Source organism: Massilia putida, assembly GCF_001941825.1.
GTDB lineage: Bacteria > Pseudomonadota > Gammaproteobacteria > Burkholderiales > Burkholderiaceae_D > Telluria > Telluria putida.
The window spans coordinates 346,659-363,568 of the sequence record NZ_CP019038.1 but is presented as its reverse complement, the minus strand read 5'-3'; the positions used below and the strand labels follow the sequence as shown (position 1 = coordinate 363,568).

Below are 16,910 nucleotides of genomic sequence, written 5' to 3'. Positions count from 1 at the left end.
CTGTCAGTCGCTGCTGAGCAAGGCGCGGCTCTCTTCCGATAGCAACAGTTGCGCCCCCTGCACCACGACTGCTTCGCCGGCATCGAAGCCCTTGAGAGCCACGAGCGAGCCACTCGAGGGCGTCGCCTGGACAATCGGACGCCGCTCGAACTCCTTCGCGCTCTTGCGCACGTAGGCCCAAGGCTGGCCGCCGTACCACACGACCGCTTCACTAGGAATTCGCACGCCCGACCGCTGTTGCGCGCCGCTACGGCCAGCCAGGCGGGCGCCGACCGCCAATGGCGCATCCGCCCGATACAGCCAGGCTTGGCCCTGCATGGCCGGATCCGTCTGCGGCGATGTGGAGATCAAGCGGGCTTCCACTGGGGCGCTCATATCGACCGACAGCGTCAAGCGCTGTGGCGCTACGTCCTTTGGGGACGAGAGCACGACACGCACCAGGACCGCCGTCCTGTTCGTTAAGGTGGTTAGCTCGAGCGATGCCGGCGCCATAGCCCAGGCGGCGACGCGCGGCCCGAATTGCTGCCGTAGGGCCGTTCCTACGGCAGTGACGGCGATCTGCGCAGCGCTGGCCTTAGCTTTCGACGCCTCGGCATCGGCGTGCGCCGCATCCAGGGCTTTGCGCGAGACGTTCTGCTTGTCGTCATACAGGGCCTGTACGCGTTTCAGTTCCGCTTCGCGTTGCGCGAGTTCCGCCTGCGCCGCGCGCAAGTCTGCCGCGCCGGCCGCATAGCGGGTGGCGAGGTCGAACAGGGGCTGCAAGTCGATCACGGTGCCGTAGAGGACGGGGCCGTCCGTCGCCTGCGCGGCCGCCAGCGCGGCCGTCTGAATGCCGCTATGCGCCTGGGCAGCTTCGTCCACGGTCAGCGTCGTCAATCCATCGTCGACCTCGATCGCGAACGTCTTGTGGATCGGTGCTTCGCGCTCGGCCTCGCTTGATCGCTCCTTCTTGCTGATCCAATGGGCTGACACTAGCGCGAGCGCCAGAATCGTTGGCGATATCAAAAACAAAACCTTGGCGAGTTTAATCTTGGGCATATGTCATTTCTTCGATTCGGATGCCAGAGGACGTTGGATTGCATCTTCGATTCGCCCCAGCGCCTGTTGTACCTGGAGGGATGCGTCGAACAAGGCAAGGCGGGCAGAGAGTTCCGTCTTTCGGTTCGCTTCCAGCGATACGCGATCGTCCTCACCCAACTTGAAAGCGCGTCTTGTACCTGCCAGTTGGTCCTGCTGGACGAGGAATTGCTGGTCGGCCTCGCGCAGGGCGTCGCGTGCGATGCGGTAGGCCGTCATAGCGCCATCCAGCTCGGTCCACGCCTTGGTTTGCGCCTGCCGGACGCCGGCCGCTGCTTCCTGCCGTCGTGCACTGGCTTCCGCGATCGGTCCTTCGTTCCGGTTGAACAGCGGAAGTTCAAGGCCGGTAAAATCGAATCCGGGCTTCCTGACTCCCTGGTCGAAAGTGTAGCCAGGGCCGAGGTGGATGTCCGGGTATTGTTTGGCGACTTCGAGCTGCAGGGCCGACTGGCTCGCCTCGTAGCCTTCCAGCGCCGCCCTCACATCCGCACGGTTTTGCAAGGCCAGGGTCTTTAGTTCGGCAGCCGGAAGCGGAGGATCCGGCTGCACGAACTCGTCCAGGTCCAGCTCGATTCCATCCAGGGCATGCGAGTTCAGTCCGAGCAGGCCCGCCACTTCGATGCGTGCGCCGCGAGCTTCCTTGCGGGCGTTCAGCAGGTCGGTGTTCGACTGGATCAGCGCGAGCTGCTGCTGGTTCACTTCACGGGCCGAGATATATCCTTCGCGCAGCCGCCGCTGGAGCAGGGCAACCAGCGACTGGTCTAGCTCGACCTGCTGTTGGAGCAGCCGCGCTTTCTCTGTACTCGCCCACAACACCAGAAGCTGCTGCCGCAAGCGGCTGCGCACATCCCATCCCGTGCTTGCCAGCTGCAAGCGCGCGGCAGTGGCTTGATGGGACGCAACGGCCTCACGAAACCCTCGTTTGCCGTGGGTTTCGATCGGCACATCCAACGCCAGGCCCAACGTCCATGACGATTCGCCATCCTTGGGGTTCAGCGCATATTGCAGAGGCACCTGCAAGGTTGGATTGGGGACCTGTCTGGCCGTGGTCACTGCCGCTTCCGCTGCGGCCAGTTTAGCCCGTGCCGCCTCCAGGTCGGGATTGAAGTGAAAGGCTACCTGCGTCAACAGGTCCAGTGTCCACTGGCGCGGCGGCCATTCGAGTGGCAGGCTGCCCTGATGCCCGGCCTGGATATACTGCCGCAGGTCTTCTGCGTCCAGAGAGCGATTTGCCAGTGCCTTAGCGCTCGTCCCCGCGTCCAACGGCATTGCGACGAAGCGTTGGACCGCGCATCCGGAAAGCAACATGCATAGGACGAGCGGCAGCATGACGCTGCGCGGGCAGGGGGAAGATGGCGGTGTCTCTGGCATGGAGCATCGAAATCGTGAGATGCCGAGAAAATAACGTCCCAGACTTAGCAAACCCTTAGCACGCTAAGTATTTACTAAGTCTGCAATGACAATCTCGGCCGACAAAATTCAAGAAGGAGCGATATGCGGGTGTTGTTGGTCGAAGATGACCTGTCCATCGGTAGCGCCGTCGAGAAGGCGCTGTGCAATGCCGGCTATACAGTCGACTGGGTCCAGGAAGGCAATGCCGCACTGACGGCGGCTACGGTGGAGAAGTACGCGCTGATCCTGCTAGACCTGACCCTGCCCGGTAGGGATGGACTCGACGTATTGCGAGGCTTGCGAGCCAGCCGCAATGCGGTGCCGGTCCTGGTGATGACGGCCCGCGCCGCTGTCGAGGAACGTATCGACGGCCTTGATGCAGGTGCCGACGACTATCTGGTAAAACCCTTCCATGTGGGCGAACTGCTCGCCCGCGTGCGCGCGCAGGTGCGCCGGCTGGGATCCGACGTCCAGACGGTATTGCGCAACGGGCGCCTGACGTTGGACCCGTCCCGCTACGAGGTGACCTACGGCGGCGAAGCGCGCCAGCTGTCACCGCGCGAATTCGCCGTCCTGCACGAGTTTCTGCGACGGCCCGGCATGATTCTGTCGCGTGGTGAGCTGGAACAGCGGATCTACGGCTGGAACGAGGAAGTCGAGAGCAATGCGATCGAATTCCTGATCCATAACCTGCGCCGAAAACTCGACAGCAGCGTCATCAAGAATGTCAGGGGGTAGGATGGATGATTCCAAAAGAACCGTGACGCGCTCTCGCTCCCTGCGCTGGATGCTGTCCGCGTCCATCTGCAGCGCCATCCTCGTGGTCGGAATCATAGGCGCTTTCGTGTCGTTCCAATTTGCTTTCGACGAGGCCAAGGATTTACAAGATGACGAATTGCGGGAGATCGCCCAGCTCGTCCAACTGAAGAACAGAACCGTCGTTTCGTCCGAGGCACAGCCTTCGGCCAACGATGAGCTGGAAATGCGGATCTGGGTCATCCGCACGTTCAAGGGCGGGACGCTGGTCAGGACGCCCGACCTGGTGCTGACCCTGCCGGCCAGCCTGACCGATGGCTTGCACACAGTGCAGTCGCGAGGGGAATCCTGGCGCTTGTACGCCAGGACGATCGACAGTGAACATGGCCTCGCGGTGGCGCAGCGTACGTCTGCGCGCGACGAGATCGCGCGCGACAGTGCCTTGCGAACCCTCGTGCCTTTTCTCATCGTGATTCCGATACTCGTGCTGCTGACCGCGATCCTGGTCCGGGTGCTGCTGGAGAAGGTCGGCGAGGTCGCCCACCAGGTGGACCAGAAGGGCAATGGCGATTTCGAGCCGCTGGAAATGACGGCGGTGCCGGCTGAAATCATTCCCTTCGTCGCCGCGACGAACCGCCTGCTGGAACGCGTCGACGGCGCGGTGTCGAAGCACCGGCAATTTGTCGCCTCAGCCGCGCACGAATTGCGCTCGCCAGTCACGGCCATGACACTGCACTTGGAAAATGCCTTGGGCGGCCCTGAAGCTTCTCCCGCCCTGCAGGCGACCCTCTCTCCGATTGGTGCAGGACTGGAACGCATGCGGATGGTCGTCGAACAGTTGCTCTCGCTCGCCGGCATGCAAGCTCCTTCTGTGCATGCACCTGTGCGATTCGACGGACGCCCCGTTGTCGTTGAGGCGATCGCCGAAGTCTTTCCTGTCGCCGATGCGAAAGGCGTCGACCTCGGTCTCGTCGTTGGTGACGAACTGACCTTGCTGGGCAGCGAGTACGATTTCCGAGCACTGGCGAGAAACGCGATCGAAAACGCAGTCTTGTACACGCCGTCCGGCGGCAAGGTCGATGTGCGCCTCTACCCAGACGGCGATGACGCCGTGTTCCAAGTCGACGACACGGGGCCGGGCATCCCACCGGAGCAGTTATCGCGTGTGTTCGATCCATTCTTCAGGATTCCTGGATCCGGCCAGCCCGGCAGCGGCCTGGGTTTGGCCATTGTCCGCGCGGCGGCGGCGCGCCTCGGCGGGACGGTCACCCTGCGCAACATCCGGTCCGACGCCGCCAGCGGACTGGCGTTCATCTATCGCCAACCATCGGCGGACTGCTGACATGCTCGAGTACCTGATCAGCGTCATCAATCGAATGGGGCACTGGGGCTACCTGGTCATCTTCCTGGCGGCGGCTCTCGAATCGGCGGCGTTCCTGGGATTGTTCATTCCGGGGGAAAGCCTGGTACTAGTGACCGGCTTCCTGGCCGCGCAAGGAACGCTCGATCTCGACGTGTCGATCTGGACGATCACGCTCGGCGCCTTTGCCGGCGACAGCTTGGGCTATGAGCTCGGGCGGCGCCTCGACCGCGCCACCCTGATCCGCTACGGTCGCCATGTGGGATTGACGGAGGAGCGTGTTGACAAGGCCGACGCCTTCTTTCAAAGGCACGGTGGCAAATCTGTTTTCCTTGGCCGATTCATTGGCTTCGCCCGGGCCATCGTGCCCTTCCTGGCAGGATCGACCCGAATGCGCTACCGCGTCTTTTTCCCCTTTAATGTACTGGGCGCGGGTATCTGGTCGTCGGTCCTGGTCCTGCTCGGCTATTTTCTCGGCGCCAGTTGGCAGCATGCCGCACGGTGGGTGGGAGCGGCCAGTCTGGTCCTTGGCGGGTTCATCGTGTTTTGCATCGTGTTGGTGTGGTTGCACCGGATCGTCAGCGGGCATCAGCAGCACCTCCAGCGAGGTTGGCATCGCATTCTGGGCAGTCCCCTGTTCACGAAGATTCGCGGGAAGTTCGCGCCGCAAATCGCCTTCCTGCAAGCCAGGCTGTCGCCCAACAGCTATCTCGGCCTGAGCTTGAGCATTGGTGCGGCTTTCCTGCTGGCTGCCGGCTGGCTGTTCGGCGGTATCGCAGAAGACGTCGCGACCAACGACCCGCTCACCAAAGTCGACGTGCTGGTTGCGCATTGGCTGCACGCCCAGGTCACGCCAGGCATGGCAAATGTCATGATCGGCATCGGTACGGCAACCGGGCCGCTCGCGATTACTGCTTATGTCCTGATGACGGCGCTCTACCTGATGGTCAGGCGCGAATGGCACTGGCTCGCGGCGCTCCTGCTGACTGTTCCGAGCGGCATGCTCATCAACACCCTGATACAGCTGGCTTTCCACAGGGCGCGTCCGAGCTTCGAGCATCCGCTGCTGTCGCTGGCAACCTATGGCTTCCCGAGTGGGCACGCTGCGGGGGCAACCTTGTTTTTCGGCGTCCTGGTCTGCATCGTCGTCGGCAAGATCAGCTCATGGTCGTGGCGCATCGCGGCCTTGCTTGTCGCGCTGACGATCGTCCTGACCGTGGCGTTCAGCCGGATGGCCCTGGGGGTCCATTACCTGAGCGACGTATTGGGTGGCATGGCCGAGGGCGTCACCTGGCTGGCGTTCTGCATGACAGGCTTGCATACCTATCGGGGGCACCGTGCCGCGCGCAGGCACGCTCATCTAGAATATAAGGAGATAAAGAGATGACCAACGCGAGGTTTTCTACGCTGCGCCGGATCCCGCGTGCGATTTGGGTGCTGGGCTTCGTGAGCATGCTGATGGATATCTCCTCCGAGATCGTCCACAGCCTCCTACCGATGTTCCTGGTTTCCGGCTTGGGCGCGAGCGTGGCGACGGTCGGCTTGATCGAAGGGATTGCCGAGGCGGCGTCGCCGATCGTCAAGGTCTTCTCTGGCAGTCTTAGTGACTACCTGGGCAACCGAAAATGGCTCGCCGTGGCTGGCTATGCGCTGGGCGCGGTAAGCAAGCCGTTCTTCGCCATCGCGGCGTCGGCGGAAGTCGTGCTGGCGGCGCGCTTTGCCGACCGCATCGGCAAGGGCATACGCGGCGCGCCACGGGACGCGCTGGTTGCCGATATCGCTCCGGCAGAATATCGAGGCGCGGCGTTTGGCTTGCGGCAGTCGCTGGATACGATCGGCGCATTCACCGGCCCCTTGATCGCGGTCGGACTGATGTTCTTGTGGGCGAATGACTACCGGCGCATTTTCTGGATTGCCCTCGTTCCTGGCACACTAGCCGTTCTGCTGCTTGCGCTCGGGGTACAAGAGCCGGCACACTTGTCGTCTCCGAAAGGCGTCAATCCTATTCGCCGGGAGAGCTTGCGCCAGCTTTCCGCATCCTACTGGTGGGTCGTCGCCATCGGCGCCGTGTTCACGCTGGCGTGGTTCAGCGAAGCCTTTCTCGTATTGCGCGCCATGCAGGGCGGCATGAAGCCGGCCCTAGTGCCGCTCGTGATGGTGGCCATGAACGTGGTCTACACGTTGTCCGCCTATCCCTTCGGGAAGCTCGCGGACGCGATGAGCCATATGCGCCTGCTCGTCATCGGGCTGGGGTTTCTCGTCTGCGCGGACGTGATGCTGGCGCAAAGCAGTGCATGGCCGGCGGTCCTGCTCGGGGTAAGCCTATGGGGGCTGCACATGGGCATGACTCAGGGCTTGTTGGCCGTGATGGTGGCGCACACGGCGCCGGCCAACCTAAAAGGCACGGCGTTTGGCTTTTCCAATTTGGTAAGTGGCATGGCCATGCTTGTGGCGAGTGTCGTCGCCGGACTACTTTGGGAACAATTTGGTGCGGAGGCGACGTTCTATGCGGGCGCCTTGTTCAGTGTGCTGGCCGCCGTCTTGATCATCAGTGGCAGTCGTTATTTGAAGAGCGCAGAGTGAAAGTCGCATTTCGCACGCTGGACCTCGCCCTCGCCCTTGGACGAGGATTTGAAAACGCAATTCGCCAGTCAGCTTAGCATCTGGATTTTTCTGTTTTCTCTCTTCAATTTCAATAAACCACCTTGAACGTCCGGCTGTCCTCGGCGCGCGTCTGAAGCCGGTCGTACATGTCGGCGTCGTGTTCGAGCGCATCGGTGGCGACAGTGGCGCGCAGCGCGTGCGGCCCGAAGCCCTCGACGTCGATCCCGACCGTGACAGCATATTCGAGAAGTACTTTGTAGACGCCGTCGAGCGTGATCGCACGGGCGCCACGCGCATTTTTGCTCACGGGACGATTCAGTCCGGGCTTGTCGTCGCCGTGGCCAGCCACTTCAAGGTAGGCAGCGATCGCGCAGGCGGTGGCCGGGTGCAGTAGCACGCACCGGATTTTTGAGCAATTACGATAAGAACAACAGAACGCGGCAAAAATCGTACGCTAAACAGATTACAGACCGCGCTTAAAATTAGCCATGAGACCGATTATGTCCAGGCCCCATCACCCTCAGTGATGATGTGGAACCTCTTCATTCACCCAGTGCTTAACGTGCATTTTTTTCCGTCTTCTCTGCCTACCCCATTGACCTTGGTGCTCGCTCCAGGGTTTATTCTGCGGATATCGACTGGGGAGTACCATGCACACGATAGGTGAGGCGGCCGCGCTGTCGGGAGTCACTCCCGATACGCTGCGCTACTACGAGAAAGAACGGCTGGTCATGCCGGCGTCGAAAACCGGAGCGGGCTACCGCCTGTACGATGACGAGGCCCTGCGCCGGATCCATTTCATCAAGACCGCGCAGCACTGCGGCTTCGCGCTGGCGGAGATTCACGAGTTAATGACGCTCAAGCAGGCCGACAGCGCCTGCTGCGCCGACGTGCGCAGCGTCGCCATCGAAAAGAAGCTGCGCATCGCGCACAAGCTGCAGGCGCTGCAGGCGATGTCGAAAGCGCTGGATGAACTGATCGAGCGCTGCGCCGGAGGCGCAGCAGCGACCGAGGATTGTCCCATCCTGGCAGCGCTGGAAAACGGCCTTTCCGTGGTGGCGAGATGAGCGTCCGGATTGAACTCATCGCCGCGCCGGGTTGCGGCAAATGCGCTGTTGCGCAAGCCAAGTTGCACGCGATCGCGACCACGATGCTCGGCGAGGATGCGGTCGTCTGGCGCGAGGTCAACGTACTCGAAGAGCTCGATTACGCGGTATCGCTGGGCGTTCTGAGCATGCCCGCCATCGCCGTGAACGGCGAGCTGAAGTTTTCGTCGCTGCCGACCCCTGAGCGGTTCCGCGCGATGTTGAGCAGCCTGGAGCATTCGTAATGGACGTTGGAGCACTGCGCATGGCGGTTGAGCAAGCGGGCCTCGCGGCGCTGTCGATCGGTTTCATCACCGGTTTTTTGTTCAGCTTCAATCCGGTCGCGCTGGCGGCGATTCCCGTGTCGCTCGCCTACGTGACGAGGTCGCGCAGTCCGCGCCAGGCCGTTCGCTACGGAGGGCTGTTTGTGCTCGGCATGATCCTGACGCATGTCGCTCTTGGCTTGGTGGCAGGGCTGGGAGGCGTGTGGGTCCAGCATCTGCTCGGCCGTGCATGGGGCCTTGTCCTCGGGCCGCTGCTGTTCCTGCTCGGCCTGATCTGGCCTGGATGGCTGCGCTTGCCGCTACCGGCATTGAAGTCGAGGGCCAGGCCGGTGACAGGGGCGTGGGGTGCTTTTGCACTGGGCATCCCGTTCTCGGTGGCGATTTGCCCATTCTGCACGCCCGCGCTGGTGGTGTTGCTGGGCGTGACCGCCGGCATTGGCTCGCCCGGGTTCGGGACCTTGCTCCTGCTGGCCTTCGCGTCGGGGCGTGCGATCCCGATCCTGCTTGGGGCGATTGCCGTGGGATGGCTGGAAAATTTGTCGGGGCTGAGGCGATTTCACAAAGCTTTCGAAATGGTTGGAGGCGTACTACTCATGCTCACCGGCCTGTATATGCTAAACGCTTATCTTTTGCTGGTGCCCGGGCTGGCAGCGTGAAACAAATCCATACGGCGGCCCGGCCGACGTCCGCCAACCTGGCTTTTTTGATCGCTCGCGGAGGCAAGCCATGATGAATCAAATGATGATCTGGATGGGACTGGGCTGGTTGCTTGGAATTGTGATCCTGGTGCTCCTCCTGGCAGCCCTGGTGAAATACCTCTTCTTCGATCATCGCAAGGATCGCTGACCAGGTTTCAAACACGCGGCGGAAGTAGTGAGTTCCCAAGATCATACCGTCATCGTTGTGGAGGAGCGAGCATGGATTGGACTGTGTACTGGTTTATGCTGCCGGCTTGTATCGTCATTGCCGGGACGGCCACGTTCAGCGGCATCAGCGGGGCAGCGCTCATGACGCCAATGTTCCTTCTTGTTTTTCCACTCCTGCACGTTCCGCGCATGACCACGGTCCAGGCGATCGGTGCGGCGCTGTTCCTCGAAACCGCCGGTTTTGGCGCCGGCGTATACCACTACCTGCGGATGCGACTCGTCGATACGCCTCGCGCCCGCTCGCTGATTGCCGTCACCGGGCCGTCTGCCATCGTCGGCGCCTTGCTGGCCCACCAGGCGCCCGCGACGTTGCTGCACATCGTCTACGGTGTGGCCACGCTCGGCGTGGCGTGGATGCTGGGGCGCTGCGGCGATACACCGGTCCGGCGACCGGAAGTCGCTTGTCCCTGCATCGTGTGCGAATCCGAATGCTCGTCGAAAGACGAGCATTGCCCGTCTGGACGGCAGCGTCATCTGGCCGCGGCAGACGGGAAAACCTATGACTGGTGTGCGCATTTCGAGAAGGGGCAGCGGGTTGTCTCCGTTATCGGCGCGTTCCTCGCCGGGCTGATCTCGACCGGGGTAGGTGAAGCGACTTTGCCGGCGCTGGTGCGCAAGGGACGGGTGCCAGTACCGGTTGCCGCTGCAACATCCACCTTCGTGGTTGCAGGAACGGTGGTGGCGGCGTCCCTGGCGCACGGCGTCCTGCTCGGCCGGCAGGGTGGCTGGGCAGCGATTCCATGGAACTTGATCGTGTGGGGCGTTCCCGGAGCGATCATCGGCGCTGCGATCGGAACGCGCTTGCAAGGACGCCTGAGCGAGCGGGCGACACGCTACTTTTTCGCTGCGCTTTTCAGCATGATCGGTATCGTGTTCCTTCTCGCGTTTACCGTGTTTGCTGGCCGGTTCGGATAAGCGGCCACGCCGCGGCGTGAGAGTGCAAGCTGGCGTCGCGAGCGCGGTCGCCCTCTAGGTGCTGTTGTAGCGCGCAAGGAAACGTCGGTCGATGCGCTCCTTCCAGTCCCAGACCCAGTCGCCTTCGCAGGACAGGGGGCCCCATGACGCCACCGCATGCCGGCTGCAGGTTCCCAGCAGGACCAGGTGGCGCCGCTGCGGATGATACGAGCGTAACGCTGTGCCTTGGATGAGCGCGCGAAGATTATGCGCGAGCACCGGTCCCATCCGCACCGCAAAGACACCCGCTTTTGGCAAGGGCGGCTGCCACGATGCGCAATCTCCGCTGGCAAAGATGTTTGCGATGCCGATCACGCGCAGGCACCGATCGATGCGTATGAAGCCATGCTCGTCGACCGGAAGTCCGGACCGGGCCGGCCATGCATGGGCCTGGGCGCCGGTCGCCCATAGCGCGACGTCGGCGTGCAAACGTCGCCCGTCGGCGGCCATCACGGCATCGCCGTCGATATGACTCGCGGAAAAGTTGCGGACAACCGCGATGCCCCTGCGGGAAAGATGACGCTCGAGCCGATGGCTGGCTCCGGCCGCCATGGCCGGGACGATCTTGCTGCCTTGCGTCGCCAGCGTCATCGTAAAATTGACTGTCGGAGCAGCCTGCCTCAGCCCCTTCCAAGCAGCGAGAACGCTTTCGACGCCGGCTGCCCCACCGCCCGCCATGAGCACGCGGAAGCGGCTGCCGTTGCCGAGGCGCGCCACGCGCTCCAGCAATGCATTCCAGCGAGTGTTCAGTGTAGCCAGTGGACGCATAGGCAAGATATCGAGCCGCTTACTTGCCGGCGGCTGCAAGGTGGAGCCGATATCCAGCGATAGCCAGTCGAAAGAAAGCTGTTCTGCGTCATCAAGCACGACCTGGGAGCGCATCACGTCGATTCCTGTCAAGCTTGACACATACAGCCTGGCCCCTGCGCGCTCGCACAGGCGCTCGAAGTCGACACAGCATTCTTCCCAACGATAATGGCCCGCCATCCATCCCGGCACCATTCCGGAATAGGGCGCTTGCGCGACCGGCGAGACAAGAATGACCTCGACGTCGGTAACGGGGCGCAGGGCCAGTTCCAGTAGAACACGCGCATGTGCGTGGCCGGCGCCGGCCAGTATCAGGCGTCTCATGGCGCTAGCGTGGTCGGCATGGCTCCGCTCCTCGACAAGGCGCGGCTATGGCAGCCGCACGCTAGACATCCGCATCATGACCGGCCGGGCCACCCGAACAGCAAGAAACATGGTCGTCAACAGCGTACTGCCGATCGCAACTGCCAGGACGAAGCGCCAGTCCGGTTGGTCGATTACTTGCGGCAGCAGGCTGACGGCAAGCGCAGGAGGGACATGCACGCGCAGCGCGCGTACCGCGGCAATGCCAGCCGCCATCGAGAGCGCAACCGATACCGGCCCGGGTCCCGACAGGCACAAGGCGGCCACTCCGGATGCCGCCGCGATCGTGCAAGCGAGTGGCACCGCAAGCGGCCGCTGTGCCCAAGGGCATCCATCGACATGCGCCAACATTTCGAACGCAATCACGATCAAAGGCGGAAATAGGATCAGCCGCAGGCCCGTTACTTGTCCAAGCATGTAGGCACTTACCAAGAACGCGACAAAGACGCCCATCCAACGATAGTCCCGGGGCGGTTCCTCCATTTCATCGTCCAGTTCGTCAGATGGCGTGGGCGGCGTCGCTTCAGCCATGGTTGTCCCGATACGCCTGGTCAGTATCGACAGACAGGCCAATCCGGCCGTGCCCATGGCAATCGATGGCGGATACCACCAACTCGTCACGCCCAAGGATAGGGGAAGCAGGGCTGCAGAGATCGCTGGTGCAACCGGGGATCGCAGCACATGAATCGTTAAGATCGCGCTTGCGATACACAGCGCAACTGACCACGGTCCGTAGGGCAGCAGGCGTGCAATTACAATCCCACACATGGCGGTGAACACAGGGGTAACCGCGACCATGGCTGGCGATCTGGCCCAAGTCCCATTCGGCCTGGACAATATGTCGTAGGCAAGCGCTGCCAATTCTGGAAACAGCAGATAAATCACCCCAGTGAAGTCGGCCACCTTGGCAAGACCACTCAGATAGACGACCGGCAGCAGTAACAAAGTAACCCGAACTTGTCGACTAGGAATACTCATGTGAAATTATATTTGATGTCGATAAGGCGCTCGACCGTTTGACATAAATGTCGCATCCCCGAGGTAAGACGGAATCCGATAGAAGTTCTTACATCGCGGCTACTATTTTCTCGCGTCAACACAATGTCAGGCAAGCCGAATTTTTTTTACACGAGCCATGTAAGAAAACGTGATGTCGTTCCGACTATCTGTCTTTGGTTGGCATTTCGCCGGCCTGCGTTCAAAAAGGAGCCGAACCATGCAAATCGCAAAAGGATTTCAAGCTGGACTTGCCGCAACGGTCGTACTGTCGATCCTGATGGTGATGAAGTCGGTCATGGGAATCATGCCGGAGCTCGACTTGCCGAAAATGATCGCCGGGATGATGGGTGCGCCCAACAGCCCGATCATTGGCTGGATCGTCCACTTCATGATCGGAACACTTGGCTACGGGTTCGCGATGGCGTTGATCGCGAGATCCACGACAGGCAAGTCACTCGTTGCGCAAGGTCTGCTTCTGTCGTTTATAGGGTGGCTGATCATGATGGTCGCACTGATGCCGATGGCTGGCGCCGGCTTGTTCGGAATGAACATGGGGATCATGGCACCGATGATGACCCTGGTGTTACACCTGATTTTTGGCGCGGTACTGGGGTGGACGTACGGAAGGCTGCTCATGTCCCAGGGGCGAACTGCTTCTGCTCACTAAGACTCCATAGCGGCGCCGGATTTATATGCGGTGACGGATAATCGCTGAGCTTTAAAAAAACACGAAAAATTGTTGAAAAGTGCACGCAGAAAATGACGCTGCCGAAAGGACTACATGGAACAGACGATTACTGTGGAAAATACGCGTATGTCGTGGGTCGAAAGCGGGAGTGGATTCCCCGTGGTCCTGGTCCATGGCATACCGACTTCGCCAGCATTGTGGCGCCACGTAACCCCAAGACTGCCGGGTGCGCGTTGCATCGCCTGGGAAATGGTGGGCTACGGCTCGTCGCGCGTGCAGGGCAGGGGACGCGACATCTCCGTGGCCAGGCAGGCAGACTATCTTGCCGCATTCGTGGATGCCCTCGGAATTTCGCGCGCCGTGTTCGCGGGACATGACCTGGGCGGGGGGGTGGTCCAGATCCTCGCCGTGCGCCGCCCGGACTTGTGCGCCGGCCTGATGCTCACCAACGCGATTGCCTATGACTCGTGGCCGATTCCTAGCGTGAAGGCGCTAGCGACATCGGGCGGTCTCGTCCGCCACCTGCCGCCAGCCGCGCTCAAGATGATTTTGCGCATGATGTTTCTCCGTGGGCATGTCTCCAAGGAGAAAGCATTGGAAGCGCTCCGTGTGCACTGGGCGATGTATTCCTCACGATTCGGGCCGGATGCATTTGTCCGACAGGTCCAATCCCTCGATACGCACGATACGCTTGCTGTCGCCGGGCAGTTGTCCGGTTTGACCGTACCGGTACGTGTCGTGTGGGGAGAAGCTGACCAGCTTCAAAAAATCGAGTATGGCGAGCGCTTGTCGCGCGACCTCAAGGCGCCGCTCTACAGGATCCCCGGCGGCAAGCATTTCACCCCCGAGGACTACCCTGATATCGTCGCGGCTGCTATCGATGAGCTGCTGGCACAGGCATCCAACCACGCACTCCAGGAGAACGTTCAATGACCACGCCGAGTGATTACACGTACGACCATGTAACGACCAAAGTCATGATGGAAGATATGGCGTTCGGCGATGACGCCCCCCGACCTGGCGAGCGCATTCCGCAATTCGACCTTCCCTTGCTGGACGGAGGCCGGATCGGCTCGACCGCGTTCCCCAGACGTAAGCCACTGCTCTTGATGACGGGGTCGCTTTCCTGTCCGATGACGGCTAGTTCGAACCCCATGATAAAGGAGATGTACGAGGAATTCGGCCAGGACGTCGATTTTGTCATGGTGATCGTGCGCGAAGCCCATCCAGGCGAACGCATCGAGCAGCCGCGTACCTACGATCAAAAGCTGGAGCACGCGAAGGCATTGCAGGCGCGTGACCGGCTGCCTTTCCCCATCGCCATCGATGACGTGGATGGCAGCGTCCACCGAGCCCTCGACAAGAAGCCGAATGCGGTCTGGCTTGCCGACCGCGACGGCATGATCGTTTACCGCGGTTTATGGGTGGGCGATGAAAGCGGACTGGTCCAGGCTCTGGACGCGGCGGTCCGTGATGTGAAGCCGCCGAGGCAAGACAGCAGCAGCAGGTTTTCAGCGATGGCCATGGGGATCGGGAAGATGGGAGAGATGACGAACCTCGCGGGCCCCCGCGCCAAGCGCGACCTGTGGCGTGCCGCCCCGCCCATGGCCGCGATTGCATGGCTGGCGGACTTGTACCGCCCCTTGCCCCCCAAATGGCGTACCGTCGCGGCGCTGGGTACGGTCGCCCTGACCGCCGGCGCAGTGATCCGGAGGAGCCGCCGCTGACAGCCTGCGGGCCAGAGGTGAGCCGGATGCGATTGCGCTATAATCAAGTGGGAAAACAGGCTCACCGATGAGATACCCGCGCCGCACAAAATTCGTGACTGCAATCGTCACAATGTTCAGCCTGCTGTTCATGCAGCTGGCAGTAGCGTCCTATGCCTGTCCGAAACTGACACCGGTCGAGCCGCCAGCCGTGATGATGCAGGCGTCGGGCCAGCCGATGGCAGATTGTTCCGAAATCGACAAGCAGAGCCCGAGCCTGTGCCAAGCGCACGCTGACAAGACGCCGCAGTCGCTCGATAAGGCGGAACCTCCGCCCGTCCAGCCCTTCGTGCCGATGAGTCTCGTCGCCTTGATCGAGGCGTCAGACGAAGCCATCCCCACCAGCGTCAGTATTCCAGCCTCATTCCTGCTTGCCTCCGGCACTGCCCCACCAATCGCCATCCGCCACTGCTGCTTCCGTCTATAGCCATCCAGATTGCCTCGTCATAGCGCCGCCGCGTGTTTCGCGCGCCGGCGTCGTTCATCGCAATCTGGAGCTCTTACATGCAGTCGTTACCCCATAGTGGCAGGAATGGCGTTCGCCTCGGCGACCCATTCCGCTATTCACTCGCTTTCGCAATGCTGCTCGCATTGCAAATCTTCGCCCCCAATGCCAAGGCGGAGCCAGTCAGCCTGTCTCTCGCCGAAGCGCAGCACCGGGCGCTTGCCCGTTCCCGCCAGTTGCCGTCGAAGGACGCGGCAATCGCCGCCGCGCGCGACATGGCGATCGCAGCCGGACAACGTCCCGACCCGGTCCTGAAGGCAGGCGTCGACAGTCTTCCGATCACCGGGCCGGCGCGCTTCAACATCGGTAGCGATTTCATGACCATGCGCAGGATCGGCCTGATGCAGGAGCTCACCCGATCCGACAAACTGCGGCTGCGCGCCGCCCAGTACGAGCGCGCCGCGGACAAGGCGTCCGCGGATAAGCGCGTCGCCACCGCGCAGATCGAACGCGACACCGCGCTGGCCTGGCTGGACCTGTACTATGCGTCGCGGATGGCGGAACTCGTGCACGACCAGATCGGCCTGTCCGAACTGGACCTGCAGGCGGCCGAGGCGGCATACCGGGGTGGAAAGCGCAGCCAGGCCGATGTCTTCGAAGCCCGCAGCGCGGTCGCCCTCGCGCAGGACCGGGCCAGCGACTACGACCGGCGGGTAAGCACGGCGCAAACGGTGCTGGCCCGCTGGACCGGCCCGGTCGCGGGCGCGGCCCTGGGCGATTTGCCGGACGTCGATCACGTGCGGCTTGATCCCGCCACGCTCGACACCATGCTGGCGCATCATCCGGACATTGCCGTGCTCGACCGGCAACAGGACATCGCGCGCACCGAGGCCCAGTTGGCACGGGCGAACCGCACGCCCGACTGGACTGTCGAGGTGGCGCTGCAGCACCGCGGCCCGGCCTTTTCGGACATGGTATCGGTCGGGCTATCGGTCCCGCTGCAGTGGGACAGGAAGAACCGGCAGGACCGCGAGCTGGCCGCCAAGCTCGCACTGGCCGACCAAGCGCGCGACGACCGCGAGGAAATGCTGCGGGCACACGTCGCCGAAACCCGCGTCATGCTCGACGAGTGGCAAAACGGGCGCGAGCGGCTGCTGCGCTACCGGCGCGAGCTGTTGCCGCTTGCCGGCGACAGAAGTACCGCAACGCTGGCCGCCTACCGCGGCGCCAAGGCGACGCTCGGCGAGGTTCTCGCGGCACGCCGCAACCAGCTGGAAGTCCATTTGCAGGCACTGCAGCTCGAAGCCAGCACGGCCAGGCTGTGGGCGCAACTTAATTTCCTGTATCCGTCCAGCCAGCAGACCGTGCAGATGAACCCGGAAGGGGGCGCGCAATGAGGCGCCA

General features: G+C 62.2%; 17 protein-coding genes and 1 pseudogene. 13 read left to right on the top strand and 5 right to left on the bottom strand.

Annotated elements, in window-relative coordinates; all coding sequences use genetic code 11:
• Nucleotides 1–3 precede the first annotated feature (3 nt).
• Both BVG12_RS04070 and BVG12_RS04065 read right to left on the bottom strand, forming a co-directional pair.
• The gene (locus BVG12_RS04070) at nt 4–1,038 is read right to left on the bottom strand and encodes an efflux RND transporter periplasmic adaptor subunit (RefSeq protein ID WP_083684529.1); all 1,035 of its coding nucleotides are present in this window, start codon (nt 1,036–1,038) and stop codon (nt 4–6) included.
• 3 nt (nt 1,039–1,041) lie between these two features.
• On the bottom strand, nt 1,042–2,406 hold the full coding sequence (locus BVG12_RS04065) for a TolC family protein (RefSeq protein WP_169926793.1): 1,365 nt from the start codon (nt 2,404–2,406) through the stop codon (nt 1,042–1,044).
• A gap of 165 nt (nt 2,407–2,571) precedes the next feature.
• On the opposite strand from BVG12_RS04065, the pseudogene BVG12_RS04060 reads away from it, so the two are divergent.
• The 4 genes and pseudogenes from BVG12_RS04060 to BVG12_RS04045 all read left to right on the top strand — a co-directional run bounded on the left by BVG12_RS04060 (nt 2,572) and on the right by BVG12_RS04045 (nt 7,168).
• Nucleotides 2,572–3,233, top strand: a pseudogene (locus BVG12_RS04060) (response regulator transcription factor).
• Complete coding sequence (locus BVG12_RS04055; RefSeq protein WP_075791291.1) at nt 3,209–4,567, top strand: ATP-binding protein; 1,359 nt, start codon at nt 3,209–3,211, stop codon at nt 4,565–4,567. Before BVG12_RS04060 ends, BVG12_RS04055 begins: the two are co-directional and overlap by 25 nt.
• A gap of 1 nt (nt 4,568) precedes the next feature.
• Complete coding sequence (locus BVG12_RS04050; protein ID WP_075791290.1) at nt 4,569–5,972, top strand: bifunctional DedA family/phosphatase PAP2 family protein; 1,404 nt, start codon at nt 4,569–4,571, stop codon at nt 5,970–5,972.
• Nucleotides 5,969–7,168 carry an MFS transporter gene (locus BVG12_RS04045; protein WP_075791289.1) on the top strand — a complete coding sequence of 400 codons (1,200 nt, stop codon included), beginning with the start codon at nt 5,969–5,971 and terminating at the stop codon, nt 7,166–7,168. The genes BVG12_RS04050 and BVG12_RS04045 overlap by 4 nt, the downstream gene beginning before the upstream one ends.
• 109 nt (nt 7,169–7,277) lie before the next feature.
• Here the strand turns inward: BVG12_RS04045 and BVG12_RS34950 are convergent, their stop codons facing one another.
• Entirely contained in the window at nt 7,278–7,586 is a 309-nt protein-coding gene (locus BVG12_RS34950) for a site-specific integrase (RefSeq protein WP_156895535.1), read from the bottom strand.
• 253 nt (nt 7,587–7,839) lie between these two features.
• Here BVG12_RS34950 and BVG12_RS04035 point away from each other — a divergent pair, with 253 nt between their 5' ends.
• The 4 genes from BVG12_RS04035 (at nt 7,840) to BVG12_RS04020 (ending at nt 10,399) form a co-directional block, all read left to right on the top strand.
• Nucleotides 7,840–8,256 carry a heavy metal-responsive transcriptional regulator gene (locus tag BVG12_RS04035; protein ID WP_075791287.1) on the top strand — a complete coding sequence of 139 codons (417 nt, stop codon included), beginning with the start codon at nt 7,840–7,842 and terminating at the stop codon, nt 8,254–8,256.
• The gene (locus BVG12_RS04030; RefSeq protein WP_075791286.1) at nt 8,253–8,519 is read left to right on the top strand and encodes a thioredoxin family protein; all 267 of its coding nucleotides are present in this window, start codon (nt 8,253–8,255) and stop codon (nt 8,517–8,519) included. Before BVG12_RS04035 ends, BVG12_RS04030 begins: the two co-directional genes overlap by 4 nt.
• A gap of 20 nt (nt 8,520–8,539) precedes the next feature.
• The gene (locus BVG12_RS04025; protein WP_229503799.1) at nt 8,540–9,214 is read left to right on the top strand and encodes a cytochrome c biogenesis CcdA family protein; all 675 of its coding nucleotides are present in this window, start codon (nt 8,540–8,542) and stop codon (nt 9,212–9,214) included.
• Nucleotides 9,215–9,475: 261 nt separating this feature from the next.
• Nucleotides 9,476–10,399, top strand: a complete 924-nt coding sequence (locus tag BVG12_RS04020; RefSeq protein WP_075791284.1) for a sulfite exporter TauE/SafE family protein — start codon at nt 9,476–9,478, stop codon at nt 10,397–10,399.
• A gap of 54 nt (nt 10,400–10,453) precedes the next feature.
• Here BVG12_RS04020 and BVG12_RS04015 read toward each other — a convergent pair whose 3' ends face one another.
• Both BVG12_RS04015 and BVG12_RS04010 read right to left on the bottom strand, forming a co-directional pair.
• A complete protein-coding gene (locus BVG12_RS04015; protein WP_075791283.1) occupies nt 10,454–11,569 on the bottom strand; it encodes an FAD-dependent oxidoreductase in 1,116 nt (371 codons plus the stop codon).
• 45 nt (nt 11,570–11,614) lie between these two features.
• Nucleotides 11,615–12,586 (bottom strand): HPP family protein, encoded by a 972-nt coding sequence (locus tag BVG12_RS04010; RefSeq protein WP_075791282.1) that lies wholly within the window; start codon nt 12,584–12,586, stop codon nt 11,615–11,617.
• Nucleotides 12,587–12,824: 238 nt separating this feature from the next.
• On the opposite strand from BVG12_RS04010, the gene BVG12_RS04005 reads away from it, so the two are divergent.
• From BVG12_RS04005 to BVG12_RS03985, 5 genes are all read left to right on the top strand, one after another.
• A complete protein-coding gene (locus tag BVG12_RS04005) occupies nt 12,825–13,274 on the top strand; it encodes a DUF6789 family protein (protein ID WP_075791281.1) in 450 nt (149 codons plus the stop codon).
• A 114-nt stretch (nt 13,275–13,388) separates the two neighbouring features.
• Complete coding sequence (locus tag BVG12_RS04000; protein ID WP_075791280.1) at nt 13,389–14,228, top strand: alpha/beta fold hydrolase; 840 nt, start codon at nt 13,389–13,391, stop codon at nt 14,226–14,228.
• A complete protein-coding gene (locus BVG12_RS03995) occupies nt 14,225–15,022 on the top strand; it encodes a TlpA family protein disulfide reductase (RefSeq protein WP_075791279.1) in 798 nt (265 codons plus the stop codon). The genes BVG12_RS04000 and BVG12_RS03995 overlap by 4 nt, the downstream gene beginning before the upstream one ends.
• 94 nt (nt 15,023–15,116) lie before the next feature.
• Nucleotides 15,117–15,488: a hypothetical protein gene (locus BVG12_RS03990; RefSeq protein WP_156895534.1), complete on the top strand. Its 372-nt coding sequence runs from the start codon at nt 15,117–15,119 to the stop codon at nt 15,486–15,488.
• A gap of 152 nt (nt 15,489–15,640) precedes the next feature.
• Nucleotides 15,641–16,903 carry a TolC family protein gene (locus BVG12_RS03985; RefSeq protein WP_156895533.1) on the top strand — a complete coding sequence of 421 codons (1,263 nt, stop codon included), beginning with the start codon at nt 15,641–15,643 and terminating at the stop codon, nt 16,901–16,903.
• Nucleotides 16,904–16,910: the final 7 nt, after the last annotated feature.

Bases quoted from the DNA above. Each gene is read 5' to 3' on its own strand.
- BVG12_RS04070 (WP_083684529.1), bottom strand. From the start codon at position 1,038: ATGCCCAAGATTAAACTCGCCAAGGTTTTGTTTTTGATATCGCCAACG.
- BVG12_RS04065 (WP_169926793.1), bottom strand. From the start codon at position 2,406: ATGCTGCCGCTCGTCCTATGCATGTTGCTTTCCGGATGCGCGGTCCAA.
- BVG12_RS04055 (WP_075791291.1), top strand. From the start codon at position 3,209: ATGGATGATTCCAAAAGAACCGTGACGCGCTCTCGCTCCCTGCGCTGG.
- BVG12_RS04050 (WP_075791290.1), top strand. From the start codon at position 4,569: ATGCTCGAGTACCTGATCAGCGTCATCAATCGAATGGGGCACTGGGGC.
- BVG12_RS04045 (WP_075791289.1), top strand. From the start codon at position 5,969: ATGACCAACGCGAGGTTTTCTACGCTGCGCCGGATCCCGCGTGCGATT.
- BVG12_RS04035 (WP_075791287.1), top strand. From the start codon at position 7,840: ATGCACACGATAGGTGAGGCGGCCGCGCTGTCGGGAGTCACTCCCGAT.
- BVG12_RS04030 (WP_075791286.1), top strand. From the start codon at position 8,253: ATGAGCGTCCGGATTGAACTCATCGCCGCGCCGGGTTGCGGCAAATGC.
- BVG12_RS04025 (WP_229503799.1), top strand. From the start codon at position 8,540: ATGGCGGTTGAGCAAGCGGGCCTCGCGGCGCTGTCGATCGGTTTCATC.
- BVG12_RS04020 (WP_075791284.1), top strand. From the start codon at position 9,476: ATGGATTGGACTGTGTACTGGTTTATGCTGCCGGCTTGTATCGTCATT.
- BVG12_RS04015 (WP_075791283.1), bottom strand. From the start codon at position 11,569: ATGAGACGCCTGATACTGGCCGGCGCCGGCCACGCACATGCGCGTGTT.
- BVG12_RS04010 (WP_075791282.1), bottom strand. From the start codon at position 12,586: ATGAGTATTCCTAGTCGACAAGTTCGGGTTACTTTGTTACTGCTGCCG.
- BVG12_RS04005 (WP_075791281.1), top strand. From the start codon at position 12,825: ATGCAAATCGCAAAAGGATTTCAAGCTGGACTTGCCGCAACGGTCGTA.
- BVG12_RS04000 (WP_075791280.1), top strand. From the start codon at position 13,389: ATGGAACAGACGATTACTGTGGAAAATACGCGTATGTCGTGGGTCGAA.
- BVG12_RS03995 (WP_075791279.1), top strand. From the start codon at position 14,225: ATGACCACGCCGAGTGATTACACGTACGACCATGTAACGACCAAAGTC.
- BVG12_RS03985 (WP_156895533.1), top strand. From the start codon at position 15,641: ATGCTGCTCGCATTGCAAATCTTCGCCCCCAATGCCAAGGCGGAGCCA.